10 protein-coding genes are annotated in these 13,145 nt (G+C 73.1%); 7 read left to right on the top strand and 3 right to left on the bottom strand.

Annotated features, from left to right (window positions below):
• Nucleotides 1–49: 49 nt before the first annotated feature.
• On the bottom strand, nt 50–829 hold the full coding sequence (locus AC3AGO_RS04470) for a phytanoyl-CoA dioxygenase family protein (protein WP_487824529.1): 780 nt from the start codon (nt 827–829) through the stop codon (nt 50–52).
• Nucleotides 830–1,127: 298 nt separating this feature from the next.
• Between AC3AGO_RS04470 and AC3AGO_RS04465 the strand changes: the two genes are divergently transcribed.
• The 4 genes from AC3AGO_RS04465 (at nt 1,128) to AC3AGO_RS04450 (ending at nt 6,593) form a co-directional block, all read left to right on the top strand.
• Nucleotides 1,128–2,138, top strand: coding sequence for a LacI family DNA-binding transcriptional regulator (locus AC3AGO_RS04465; protein WP_487818791.1), 1,011 nt, complete (start codon nt 1,128–1,130; stop codon nt 2,136–2,138).
• 637 nt (nt 2,139–2,775) lie between these two features.
• The gene (locus tag AC3AGO_RS04460; RefSeq protein ID WP_487818790.1) at nt 2,776–3,735 is read left to right on the top strand and encodes a 5-dehydro-4-deoxyglucarate dehydratase; all 960 of its coding nucleotides are present in this window, start codon (nt 2,776–2,778) and stop codon (nt 3,733–3,735) included.
• Nucleotides 3,736–3,877: 142 nt separating this feature from the next.
• Nucleotides 3,878–5,215: a gluconate:H+ symporter gene (locus tag AC3AGO_RS04455; RefSeq protein ID WP_487818789.1), complete on the top strand. Its 1,338-nt coding sequence runs from the start codon at nt 3,878–3,880 to the stop codon at nt 5,213–5,215.
• Nucleotides 5,216–5,264: 49 nt separating this feature from the next.
• Nucleotides 5,265–6,593: an enolase C-terminal domain-like protein gene (locus tag AC3AGO_RS04450; RefSeq protein WP_487818788.1), complete on the top strand. Its 1,329-nt coding sequence runs from the start codon at nt 5,265–5,267 to the stop codon at nt 6,591–6,593.
• Between the two features lie 215 nt (nt 6,594–6,808).
• Here the strand turns inward: AC3AGO_RS04450 and AC3AGO_RS04445 are convergent, their stop codons facing one another.
• Nucleotides 6,809–7,963, bottom strand: coding sequence for an MFS transporter (locus AC3AGO_RS04445; RefSeq protein ID WP_487818787.1), 1,155 nt, complete (start codon nt 7,961–7,963; stop codon nt 6,809–6,811).
• A 280-nt stretch (nt 7,964–8,243) separates the two neighbouring features.
• Between AC3AGO_RS04445 and AC3AGO_RS04440 the strand changes: the two genes are divergently transcribed.
• Together AC3AGO_RS04440 and AC3AGO_RS04435 are read left to right on the top strand one after the other, a co-directional pair.
• Nucleotides 8,244–9,158: a LysR family transcriptional regulator gene (locus AC3AGO_RS04440; protein WP_487818786.1), complete on the top strand. Its 915-nt coding sequence runs from the start codon at nt 8,244–8,246 to the stop codon at nt 9,156–9,158.
• A gap of 135 nt (nt 9,159–9,293) precedes the next feature.
• The gene (locus tag AC3AGO_RS04435; RefSeq protein ID WP_487818785.1) at nt 9,294–10,232 is read left to right on the top strand and encodes an SDR family NAD(P)-dependent oxidoreductase; all 939 of its coding nucleotides are present in this window, start codon (nt 9,294–9,296) and stop codon (nt 10,230–10,232) included.
• Between the two features lie 168 nt (nt 10,233–10,400).
• Here AC3AGO_RS04435 and AC3AGO_RS04430 read toward each other — a convergent pair whose 3' ends face one another.
• The gene (locus AC3AGO_RS04430; protein WP_487818784.1) at nt 10,401–10,640 is read right to left on the bottom strand and encodes a hypothetical protein; all 240 of its coding nucleotides are present in this window, start codon (nt 10,638–10,640) and stop codon (nt 10,401–10,403) included.
• Nucleotides 10,641–10,989: 349 nt separating this feature from the next.
• Here AC3AGO_RS04430 and AC3AGO_RS04425 point away from each other — a divergent pair, with 349 nt between their 5' ends.
• Nucleotides 10,990–12,888: a sugar-binding protein gene (locus AC3AGO_RS04425; protein ID WP_487818783.1), complete on the top strand. Its 1,899-nt coding sequence runs from the start codon at nt 10,990–10,992 to the stop codon at nt 12,886–12,888.
• Nucleotides 12,889–13,145 lie beyond the last annotated feature (257 nt).

Raw genomic sequence — 13,145 nt, 5'->3', positions numbered from 1 at the left:
GGGGCCCGGCAGGGTGGGCCGGGAGGAGCGGGCGGGGCTGCCGGAGCGGTCAGGCGTCCCCCATGACGAGGCCCTCGATGGTGTGCTGCTGGCGCACGGGTTCGAGGCTGTCCACGACGCGGCAGTGCAGGTGCCGGCGGACCCGTTCGGGCAGGGCGTTCCAGCGGGTGCGGGTGACGGCCATGTCGTGCTGCGCCTCGTTGCCGGCCCCGGGTGCGTCGACGCCGAGGACGAGCACAGGGCGGGGGAGCGCGGAGTGGTTGGTCGTACCGCGGTGGACGGTGAGCGCCGAGCGCGCCGAAATGTCGCCGCGCTGCGGATACTTGCGCACCGCGCGCTCCTCGAAGCGGGGGAACTCCTCGCGCGCCGGGAACATCTCGTGCTTGAAGCCGTCGCCCGCCTCCCACTGGGTGCCGGGGGCGATCTCGAACGGGCCCATGTCGGCTGCGGTGTCCACGGCTGTGACGTTGAACGCCAGTGAGGTGAGCCGCCGTTGGTGGCGGGTCTCGGGCGGGGAGGGGAAGTCGCGGTGCCAGGGCTGGTTCACCGCGCCTTCGAGCGGTACGTCGAAGCCGAGCTCCACGAACGTGTAGTCGGGGCCGAGGACGGCTTCGCAGACCGACCGTACCCACGGGTGGTCCAGCAGCTCCTCGAAGCCGCGCAGCTGCTCGGGGTGGATCTCGACGTAATACCGGTTGGGGCCGCGGCCCACCGCGCCGTCGGGCCGGGACCGCGCCTCCTCGAAGGCGCGCTCGATGTCCTCGCGCAGGGTGTCGGCGAAGGCGGCGGGGAACGCGCCCTTACGGGCCGTGATGCCGTCGGTGTACAGCTCGCGGACGGCGGTGCCGAGCTCGACGGGGGAGGGGTCCGCGGGTCGGGCGTCGGCGGGGGCGCCGGGGACGGCGGAATCGGGGGAGAGGGGTGCGAACGTGTTCAACGCCGTGCTCCTTCGCAACGGGTTCAGCGTGTGCGGCACTACTATTGCCACGATGATTGCAACGTGGCAATAGGCGGTCGGAACTTTCTTCGGAGCAGCATCGGAGCAGCCCACAGGCCGTGGGAGGATCGGACGGCGGCACGGCGCACCAGCGGCCCGTGCCGCCCGGAACGGGAGGGATGAGGCTCAGGTGGCAGCGAAGCTGAGGGACGTGGCCGCACGTGCGGGCGTGTCCCCGCGCACGGTCTCCAACGTGGTCAACAACGCCGCCTCCGTGGCCCCCGGCACCCGCGAGCGCGTGCTCGCCGCCGTCGAGGAGCTGGGCTACCGGCCCAACCTCGCGGCCCGTCAGCTGCGGCAGGGCCGCACCGGGCTGATCGGCCTCGCCATTCCCGAAATCGGCTCGCCCTACTTCGGTGAACTCGCCGGACTGCTCGCCGACGCCGCGCAGGAGCGCGGCTGGACGGTCCTCATCGACCAGACGCAGGGCAACGCCGAACGCGAGCGCCAACTGCTGTCGGGGCGCGGCGGACACACCCTGGACGGCATGATCATCAGCCCCTGGATGCTCAGCCCGCAGGACCTCACGGCGCAGGCCGGCGCCACACCTGTCGTCACCCTGGGTGAGCTGGACCCCGAGGGGGTCGTGGACCACGTCGCCATCGACAACGTGGCCGCGGCCAAGGAGATGACGGCCCACCTCATCGCCAAGGGGGCGCGTACCCTCGCCGCCGTCGGGCCGCAGCCTCAACTCCGCAACGGGACGGCCGAGTTGCGCCTCCAGGGCTACCGGGAGGCGCTGGGCGAGGCGGGCCTCGCCGCGGACCCTGACAGGGAACTGGCCGTCTCCTCCCTGCACCGGGCGGAGGGACAGCGCGCCATGGAACACCTCCTGCGCGCGCCCCGCGTGCCGGACGCCGTCTTCTGCTTCACGGACGAGCTGGCGCTCGGCGCGGTCCGCGCCATACGGCAGGCGGGTCTGCGCGTGCCCGAGGACATCGCGGTGGCCGGCTTCGACGACATCGAGGACGGCCGGTACGCCACGCCGAGCCTCACCACCATCGCGCCCGACAAGCGGCATATCGCCACGAGTGCGCTGCAGTTGCTCGCCGACCGCGTGTACGGCCGCCTGGCCCACGCGTCCCCCCGCCACATCACCTCCCCCCACTGCCTCCTCCCCCGAGAGTCCTCCGGAAGCTGACGAGCGCCCCACGCCCCGCCGGCCCCACCCCGGTATGGGCCCGCGCCCCGCGCGAGGTGTGGGGCCGAGCCCCACCCCGGTGCGGGCCCGCGCCCCGCCCCGGTGTGGGCAGCTGGTCCGCCCAAGGGGCGGAACGGGTGGGCACACCGGACCGCCAGCCGCGAGGTCTGTCTCCACGCACGCAACGTCCGCGCCGCGGTGAGGGGTTGGCCCCGGACCCGCCCCTACCCGTTTCTTCCGGGGCTGCCGCCCCGGCCCCCAGCCGCGCTCCGCGCGAAGGACGGGGCCACCGCCCCGGACCCCACCGCGGGGCGGGCTCGGGGCTCGGGGCTGAGCCCCGCACCCCCGCGGGGCTCCGCCCCTGCACCCCGCGCGCTGCGCGAGGCGCGGCCCCGCGCGCTGCGCGCGCAAGACCGCGGGGCTGCCGCCCCCGGCCCACCGCGCGGGGCGCGCGCGAAAGACCGGGGCCGGGCCCCGAAACCCCCACGCGACAACACACCCCGCCGCGTTCGCCCCCACCACCCGACACACCCTCCTCACAAATCCGTGGCCGCGCACCCATTGACCCCACAGCGATCACGTACTTAGCTTCCATTCGCATACACGAACGCCAGTTGTATATGGAGACGGTGGGATCATGGAACGGCTCAGCACGGAGCCCGAAGACGTCGCCCGACGCCTGCGTGACGGCATGGCACAAGGGGTGTTGTCCTTTCCCCTGACGAGTTTCCGGGACGACGGCAGCCTCGATCTGGCCTCGTACCGGGCGTACTTGACCGCGCAGCTGGAGCACGCGCCCGGCGTGGTGTTCCCTGCCTGTGGGACCGGGGAGTTCAGTGCGCTGAACGAGGACGAGTACCGCGAGGTCGTCGCGGCCACTGTCGAGATCGCCGACGGGCGGATGCCGGTGGTCGCCGGCATCGGATACGGCTGGGCGCAGGCGCTGCGGTTCGCCCGGATCGCCGAAGAGGCGGGCGCCGACGCCCTGTTGGTGATGCCGCACTACCTCGTCGCGGCCCCGCAGGAGGGCCTCGTGGAGCAGCTGCGCAAGATCGCCGCCGGCACCCGGCTGCCGCTGGTCGCCTACCAGCGCGGCCAAGTGACGTTCACCGCCGAGAGCCTGCGCCGCATCGCGGAGATCCCCACCGTGATCGGGCTGAAGGACGGGCACAGCGACCTGGACCGGCTCCAGCGCCTGACCCTCGCGGCGCCCGACGGGTTCCTGTTCTTCAACGGCGCCGCCACCGCCGAGATGCAGGCCCGCGCGTACGCCACGGTGGGCGTACCCGCCTACTCCTCGGCCGTGCACGCCTTCGCGCCCGACATCGCGAACGCGTTCTTCGCCGCGCTCCGCAAGGACGACAGCGCGCGCGTGGACGAGCTACTGCGGGAGTTCTACGTCCCGTTGGTCGAACTGCGCGACCGAGTGCCGGGCTACGCCGTCTCGTTGGTGAAGGCCGCCGCCCGGCTGCGCGGTCTGCCCGTCGGCCCCGTACGCGCCCCGCTGGTCGACCCGGGGCCGGACGACCTCGCCGATCTGTCGGCGCTGCTGGACGCCGGACTGCACCTCGCGGGCGCCGAACCGCGCCCGGCCTGACGAGAACACCGGAGCGCCGCCACCGCGGCGCCTCCCTGCCCGTCCCGGCGCCGCCCCTCTCAAGCCCCCCGCCCCTCCGGGCCGTTCCGTGGCGGCCCGGAGGGCCGACGGCGCCTGATCCACAGTTCAAAGGGGAACTGACATGCCACTCGTCGTAGTGGGAATCAGCGTTCTGATTCTGCTGCTCTTGATGACCAAGCTGAAGCTCAACGGCTTCGCCGCCCTGCTGCTCGTGGCGGTCGGTGTCGGCATCGTCCAGGGCATCCCGCTGGTGAAGATCCCGGACGTGCTCTCGGCGGGCATCGGGGACCAGATCGGCGACACGATGCTCACCATCGGGCTCGGCGCCATGGTCGGCCGCGTCATGGGGGACTCCGGCGCCGCGCAGCGCATCGCCGACAAGCTCCTGGACGCCTTCGGGCCGCGGTGGGTGCAGGTGGCGATGGTCGTCACCTCGATGCTCATCGGCGTGACCATGTTCTACGAGGTCGCGTTCATCATCATCGTGCCCATCGCCTTCACCCTGGTGCGGGTCACCGGGGCGAAGCTGCTGTGGGTCGGACTGCCGATGTCCATCGCCCTGTCCACGATGCACAGCTTCCTTCCGCCGCACCCCGGTCCCACCGCCGTGGCGGCGACGTTCCACGCCTCCATCGGCACCACGCTGTTCTACGGCCTGTTCATCGCCGTTCCCGCCGGTGCGCTCATCGCGCTGCTGTGGCCGCGGCTCCCGTTCGTGAAGTCGATGAACCCCTCCATCCCCAAGGGCCTTGTCAGCGACCGGGTGTTCACCGACGAGGAGATGCCGGGCCTGGGCTGGTCGCTGTTCGTGGCGCTGTTCCCCGTCGTGCTGATCGCCGGCGCCGCGGTCACCGACATGACCGTCTCCGGCGAGAGCGGGTTCCTGCACTTCATCGCCTTCATCGGCTCGGCGCCCATCGCGCTGCTGCTCACCCTGGTGCTGGCGGTCTGGGCCTTCGGCCCGCGCGTCGGCCGCAGCCTGTCGGACGTCGCCGACTCCTGTTCGTCCTCCGCCAAGGCGATGGCGATGATCCTCCTGGTGATCGGCGCCGGCGGCGCGTTCAAGCAAGTCCTCGTCGACGGCGGGATATCCGACTACATCAAGGAAGTCACCGACGGCTGGTCCATCTCGCCGATCCTGCTGGCCTGGCTCATCGCGGTCATCCTGCGCGTGGCCCTCGGCTCGGCGACCGTCGCCGTCGTCACCGCCTCCGGCGTGGTCCTCCCGCTGCTGTCCGGCAGCGGTGCGCACCCCGAGATGATGGTGCTCGCCGTCTCCTGCGGCTCCATCGCCTTCTCGCACGTCAACGACCCCGGATTCTGGCTGTTCAAGGAGTACTTCAACCTCTCGGTCATCGAGGCGATCAAGGTCCGTACGAGCTATACGACGGTGCTCGCGATCCTCGGCCTCGGCGGCGTCGAGGCGCTCGAGTGGACGCTCGACGCCCTCAGCCTCTGACCCCGGCCCCCACCCACCCCCGTACACAGGGATTTTGAGGAGCAACAGCATGAGTCAGCCGGTCATCACCGCGTTCTCCGTCTACCCCGTCGCCGGCCGGGACTGCATGGAGCTGAACCTCTCCGGCGCCCACGGCCCGTACTTCACCCGCAACATCGTCGTGCTGGAGGACTCCGAAGGACGTACGGGGCTGGGCGAGGTGCCCGGCGGCGAAAAGATCACCCAGACGCTGCGCGACGCGGAATCCCTCGTCGTCGGCGCCCGAGTGGGCGACTACAAGCGGGTGTTGCTGGAGATAGGGGAGCGGTTCGCCGGACGCGACTCCGGCGGCCGCGGCTCCCAGACCTTCGACCTGCGCACCACCGTGCACGCCGTCACCGCCGTCGAGTCGGCGCTGCTCGACCTGCTCGGACAGCACCTGGAGGTGCCCGTCGCGGCACTGCTGGGCGACGGCCAACAGCGCGCCTCCGTACGGGTGCTGGGCTACCTCTTCTACGTCGGCGACCCCGGCCGCACCGACCTGGACTACGTCCGCGAGCCCGACGCGGCCGTCGCCTGGTACCGGATCCGGCACGAGGAGGCCCTGTCGCCCGAGGCCATCGTCCGGCAGGCCGAGGCGGCCTACGAGCTGTACGGATTCCGGGACTTCAAGCTCAAGGGCGGCGTGCTGGAGGGCGCCGAGGAGGTCAAGGCCGTCCGCGCGCTCAAGGACCGCTTCCCGCAGGCCCGGATCACCCTGGACCCCAACGGCGCGTGGTCGCTGCGCGAGGCCGTCGACCTGTGCAAGCCCCTGGTCGGCACGCTCGCCTACGCCGAGGACCCGTGCGGGGCCGAGGACGGCTACTCCGGGCGCGAGATCCTCGCCGAGTTCCGCCGCGCCACCGGGCTGCCCACGGCGACCAACATGATCGCCACCGACTGGCGGCAGATGACCCACGCCCTCGCCCTCCAGTCGGTCTCCATCCCGCTGGCCGACCCGCACTTCTGGACCATGCAGGGCTCGGTACGCGTGGCCCAGCTGTGCAACGCGATGGGCCTGACGTGGGGTTGCCACTCCAACAACCACTTCGACATATCCCTCGCGATGGTCACCCACTGCGGAGCGGCGGCGCCCGGCGAGTACAACGCGCTGGACACGCACTGGATCTGGCAGGAGGGCCTGGAACGCCTCACCACCGCTCCGCCGCGCATCAGCGGCGGCGAGATCGCCGTACCCGACGAGCCCGGCCTCGGCGTCCAGCTCGACAGGGACCGCCTGGAAGCCGCCCACGAGCTCTACCAGCAGAAGGCCCTGGGCGCCCGAGACGACGCCACCGCCATGCGCTACCTCGTCCCCGACTGGCAATTCGACAACAAACGCCCCTGCCTGGTCCGTTGACCAGTACCCGCGCCCCGAAAGGGGCGCGGGGAACTGCGCAACCCAGCCGGACCGGAGGCGGACCGCAGCCGCCCGGCCGGCCCGGGAACGCGCTCAGCGGTGGGTCCCGCCGCCGCAGGCCCGGCGGGGTGCGCCCGATAGGGGCGCGGGGAACTGCGCAACCCAGCCGGACCGGAGGCGGACCGCAGCCACCCCGCCCCGGCCCGGACAAAGCGTCAGCGGGCCCGCCGCCCGGGGCCGGAACGTACGGCGAGGAGAAGCCGAAACGTTGCGCCCAGGGCAAGCACGCTGAGCGTCACCCCGCCCCAACCGAGCCGCGTCACCGCCACCGTCAGCGGCATCCAGGAGGTCATCAGCCCGACAGCGACGGCCGGCACCCCGGAGCCCAGATAGAAGAGCAGGTACAGCGCGGCCCCCACCCCGGCGTGGTGCCCGGCCGGGGTGCGGGCGTCCACGGAGCGGGCGGCGCCGCTGAAGGCCAGCCCGTGCCCGGCGCCGGCCAGCAGTGCCGAGACGAGGGTGGCCGGCAGCGAGCCCGCCCCGGTGGCGGCGAGCAGCAGCAGGCTGCCGAAGAGGGCGGCCCCGCCCAGGAGTTGAGCGGTGTACGCGGTACAGCGCGCAGCGGCCAGTTGGGCCAGCAGGGACCAGGCCAGCACCGCCGCCAGCACCCCTCCGGTCAGGGCCGGGTTGTCGCTGTGCAGGGTCCGTTCGAGGAGAGCCGGTACGAGGGCGAGGAAGATGCCGACGACGGCCCAGGCGAGGAACCCGTTCAGACCCGCGACGCAGAACAACGCCCGTACCTGCGGCGGGATGTGAGGACGCGTCGGCCGCCACCGCCGCTGCGCCGTACGGACGGGTCCGGGCACGGTCCGCTGCAGCCGGTGCCACACCCACGCCAGCAGGGCCAGGTGCAGCACGTATGGCGTGACCAGCGGCCCCGGTACGTACCGGGCGAGCACTCCCGAGGCGAGCGGCCCCACCGCGGTGCCCGCCGAGAAGGCCAGGCCGGCGAGGAGGGGCCCGCCGACGCGGGCGGTGGGGCTGCGGTGCCAGGTGATCAGCGCCTGGGCCGCGCCGGTCGCGGCGCCCAGCGCCAGCGCCTGGCCGACGCGTCCGGCGAACATCCAGGCGGGGCCGGTGGCGAGGAGGAAGCAGCCGGATCCCACGGCGGCGAGCAGCACGCTCAGCCGCAGGACGGGCCGGTGGCCCACGAGGTCGGCCGCCGGACCGCACAGCAGTAGCGCGGGCCCGCTGACCAGGGCGAACGTCGCGAACAGCAGCGTCATGACCAGGTCGTCGTAGCCGAACAGGCGCTGGTAGTCGGGGTAGAGCGGGCTGGGCAGGTAGGCGCCCGCGGTCAGTACCACCACGAGGAATCCGGCGGTCCGTACGGCGCGGCGCTCGGCGCGCCCCTCGGCCCGGCCGCGCCATCGGGGCGGGCCGCTCCCTCGTGGCAGGCCGCTCCACCGGGGCCGGACGGGCCGGTCCGGCGCGGGTCGGGGACGGAGGGCGGAAGTCGGTGCAACGGTGCGGTTCGCGTACGCGCGTCGCGGCGAGGAAACTCCCTGATCGGTCACGGTGGCCAGTCTGCGGCCGGAGAAAGGCGAGGGGAATCAAACAATTCCGGGGTCGATCGTGCAAACTGTTTGCATGATTGACTCGCGGCTCCGGATCCTGCAGATGGTCGCCGAGCACGGCACGGTGACAGCGGCGGCGCAGGCCCTGCACTACACGCCGTCCGCCGTCTCCTACCAACTGCGCCAGCTGGCCGCCGAGGTGGGAGTGGAGCTGGTGGCCCACCAGGGCCGGGGCATCCGCCTGACCAACGCGGCGCGCGTCCTGCTGCACCACGCGGAGCGCCTCCAGGAGCAGTGGGAACTCGCCCGCGCCGAGCTGGCCTCCGCCGGCACCGAACCCACGGGGCAGGTCACGCTCTGCGGCTTCTCCACGGCCGCCAGCCGTCTGCTGCCGCCCGCCGCGGCCGCGCTGCGCGACACCCACCCCCAGCTGACGGTCCGCATCATCGAAGCCGAACCCGACCGCTGCTACGACCTGCTGCTGTCGGAGGAGGCCGACCTCGCGCTGCTGGTCGTCACCGCCGACTCGCCGCCGATGACCGACCACCGCTTCGACCAACAGCCGCTGCTGGACGACCCGTTGGACCTGGTCGTCCCCGAGGGGCACCCGCTGACCCGGCGGAAGCGGGTCACGCTCGCCGACGCCGCGAGAGAGCCGTGGATCGTGGGCAACCCCGGTACGACGTACCACCAGTTGATCCTTGCGGCCTGCATGAGCGCGGGCTTCACACCCCACATCGCCCACTACGCGGACGAGTGGGACACGGGGACGGCGCTGGTCGCCCACGGCTTCGGCGTCATCCTCGTACCGCGCCTGGCACGGCTGCGCGAGGACTCGCCGGTGACGCGCCTCCCGCTGCACGGCGAACCCGCCCCGGCCCGCCGCATCATGGCCGTCACCCGCCTCGGCGCCCGCGACATACCGACCCTCACCCACGCCGTCGACACCATCACCGCCACCGCCACCGAACTCCTCCCGGCGCATTGACGAGTGGACACCGTCGAACGCTGTCGGTGAGCCGTCGGTGACGTGTCGGTGGGGGCTGTGAGGGTGGGCGGCGGATGTTCCCCGGGAGTGTCCGCCGCCCACCATCGCGTGCCCGCTGCAAGGGAGTTCGTCGTCGTGTCCTCCACCTCCTCCGTCCCGCCCTGGGACGTCCGCCGGCTGCCGCGCAATGAGGGCCGTCTCGTGCTGGTCACCGGCGGCAACGCGGGAATCGGGTACTTCGTCGCCGAGCAGCTGGCCACGACCGGAGCCACCGTCGTACTGGGCTGCCGGGACGCCGCGAAGGCCGACGCCGCGCTGGCCTCGATCCGCTCGCGCGTCCCCGGCGCGCGCGTACGTGCCGTACGGCTCGACCTCGCCGACCTCTCCTCGCTGCCGGCCGCGGTGGACGCACTGGGATCGGCACGCCTCGACGCGGTGGTCCACAACGCCGGGGTCGCGCTCGACGAACCGCCGCGCCGGGAGACCGCGGACGGGCACGAGCTCATGTTCGGCACCAACCACCTCGGGCACTTCGCGCTGACCCGGTGGCTGATGCCCCTGCTGGAGGCCGCGCCGGCGGGCCGCGTCGTGACCATGGGCAGCTTCGCGGCCAAGTCCGAGCGGCTGGACCTGGACGACCTGCAGTCCCGTCACGACTACCGGCCACAGCGCAGCTACGGCCGCTCCAAGCTGGCCCAGATGTACTTCGGCCTCGAACTCGACCGCCGCCTGCGCGCCGCCGGCAGCGCGGTGGCGAGCGTGGTGGCCCACCCCGGCGGTGCCCTGGACTCCCTCACCCCCGCACGCCCACCGGTCCATGTGCGCACCGCCGCCAACCGGTTGCGCGGGGCACCGGCAGCGCTCCTCGTCCAGGGCAAGGACGCCGGCGCCTGGCCGGCAGTACGTGCGGTGCTCGACCCGGCCGTGCGGGGCGGTCAGGTGTGGGGCCCGCGGGTCTTCAGCCTGCGCGGGAAGCCCCGGCGCCAAGAACCGTGGAGTCACCTCGCCGACACCGAGGTCGCCGCACACCTGTGGGACACGAGCCGCGACCTGACCGGAGCCGGCCCCGTCTGACTCGACACCGACGGCACCTCCTCCGGCGGCGAGTACGACGGCGGCCGCACCTGCCACACCGGCCGGCTCTTCTTCCCCGAGAGACTCACTGTCCCCCTGGCCCCGTACGCCTCCGACCGGCCCGTACCGGCACCGCACACGCCGTGCCGGTACGGGCCGTTCCGCCGGTCACCGCGAGGGCGAATCCGGGCGGGCCGCCGCCGTACGGGACAGGCCGTCGCCGGTCGGGGTCGCCGTGACAGCGGGAGGCGGGTAAGTCCCGTGCAGCGGGGCCGCGTTGGCCTCCGCGAGGGCGCTCGCCGTACTGGCCGCCGGGCCGAGCACCAGCCCGACGGCCACCGCGGCCAGGGTCCACGGCGCCTTCAACCGGCGCTGCCACGTGCGGTGTTGTCCGTACACCACGGCCATGACGTCCTCCGTGTTCCGCTCGCTGCTCCCCGCCTGCGGCGGGCGACGGCCTCCGCCGTGCCGCGCGCTGCTGAGTGCCGCCTCGCCCTGCGTTGTGCGGCAGCTGTGAACCGGACCCGCGCCTCCCGGCCCGGCTCGTGTTGCGCGATCGCCATGCTGACGTAACGTCAAAAACGTGTGCGGGGGCGTCCTTCGGGCGAGGGATAGCAGGCATGGCGGCAGCGCCGGGTCACCCTCCCGTGGTGATACTCGGTATCTCCATCGGAATCCGCGCCCGGCACGCACTGCCGGGCGCACAGGTGCGGAGAGGCGGCGAGCGCGAGCGATGCGGAGCCCTTCACGGCGGGCCGTGACGGCCCTGTTGGCCTTGGCGGCCGTGCTGTTCGGGGTATTCGCCGCCGCCCAGCCACCCGCACACTCCGCGCGCACACCCGCCTCCGCGTCCGCGGAATCCGGCCCGGAGGCCGGCCGCGCCGCCGGTGCTGCGGCCGACCCCGCCGCCGACGGCGCGGAGGCCGCCGACGCACCGGCGACACCCCAACGGGCCCACAACGACGTGCTGTTCATCGGCGCGCATCCCGACGACGAGTACCAGTCGCTCGCCACGTTCGGGCAGATGCGGGAGAAGAGGGGCCTCAGCACCGGCGTCGCCACCATCACGCGCGGCGAGGGCGGCGGGAACGCCGTCGGCCCGGAGGAAGGCGCCCCGCTCGGGATGCTCCGCGAGAAGGAGGAGCGCGAGGCGGTCGCCCACTCCGGCATCCGCAACGTCTTCTACCTCGACAAACCCGACTCCTGGTACACGCTGTCCGCGCCGCTCACCGACCGGCTGTGGAACAAGGGGAAGCAGCGGACCGACACCCTGGAACGCCTCGTCCGCCTGATCCGCGCGACCACCCCGCAGACCGTCGTGACGATGGACCCCCGCCCCTTCGACCAGCACGGCGCCCACCAGGAGGCGGCGCGCCTGGCGGTCGAGGCGTACCAACTGGCCGCCGATCCCTCGGCGTTCCCCGGCCAGCTGACCCGGGAGGGCTACGCGCCCTGGCAGCCGGGACGCCTCCTCGCCCAGAACTGGGGCTTCCAGGGCCCGGCCGGGAAGCAGTGCGCAGAGCAGCGCCGTACGGATCCGCACACGGGCCTGCCCGTCACCGGCGCCTGGACCGGCACCTGGTCCCGCAAGCACGGCGAGACCTGGGCGCAGGCCGAACGGGACGCGGCCCGCGTCTACCGCAGCCAGGGATTCGGCGCACTGGACCCGAGGGTGGACACCCCGCGGGAGAAGCTCGGCTGCGAATGGTTCTCGGTCCTGGCAGAGGCCGGCGAGCCCGTGCGGGCCCCCGTACGGAGCAACGGGTCCCAACTGCGTCCGCTCTACGCCGATTTCCGCGACTGGGCCGAACACGTCGGCATGCCGTGGCTCGCCAACGAAGCGCAGCCCGACTATCCCGCCGCTCCCTCCACCACCGTCCGCCCGGCGGCGAAAGCGCCGGTCGTGGACGGTGCGGCCGCCCGCGGCGAGTACGGCGGGCCGGCCGTGCGGCTCAAGCACTGGCAGGGCGAGGAGCGCTGCGCCGGCGCGTCCGACTGCGCGGCGACCGTCCGTACGGCCCGGCACGGCGACGACCTGTACGTGCTCTTCGACGTCACCGACGACAAGAAGGGCGCCGCGCTGAAGCGTTCGGACTGCAAGCGCCACTGGCGTACGGACGCGGTCGAGATCGCCCTCGACCCGCGCGGCGGCTCCGACGACACCTCGACCGCCTTCAAGGCGGGCCTCCTCCCGTTCACGAAGGACGGCGGCGCGTGCGCGGCGCGCGACGCCGACAACCGGCAGGGCCCGGCCCGCAGCACAGCGCCGGGGATGCGCGTGGCCTCGCAGGTGACCAGCCCGTACCGGGGCTACCGCATCGAGGCGAAGATCCCCCTCCGCGATCTGCCCGCCACCGCCGACCCGCGCCGCCTCACGGCGAACTTCCTGCTCTACGACTCCGACACCCGCGATCAGGTCGGCCAGACCCGGCTCGCGTGGTCGGCCTTCGGCAGCGCGCAGGCCGACCCGTACGTATGGGGTGCCGCCCGGCTGCCGGGCTACTCGCCGCCGCGCGGCGGCCCGACGACCCCGCGGACGCCGGCGATCCCTACCGAGGCGGCCCGGAGCGCGGATTCGCCCGCCTCCGTCGAACAGTCCCGCCGCACAGGAGTGCCCCTGGGCCTGGGTCCCCGCGAGCACGGCGGGCACCGGTGACCGGCGCCCGGAAGGAGTGCCCGGGGAGCCCGGCGGTCACCGGAACGGACCTGCTCAGCGGCCTGATCCGAGCGCCTTTGCCGTAGCTGTCCCGATGCGGTCCCGGTGCGCCGGGCAACCGTGACGAGGTGCGTAGCGAAGATCTCTGGACAACGTTGTCAAAACCGTGGTGTCATCCCGGAGTCGATCGCGGAGCGGCCTCGTGCGCGAGGGAGCGGTGTGTCCGTCGCCGGGTCGGTGCACGGCCGCGTCGGGGC

Source organism: Streptomyces sp. BL1 (genome assembly GCF_057628045.1).
Note: the sequence above shows the minus strand (reverse complement) of the source record. Positions and strands in the feature narration are given on the sequence as shown.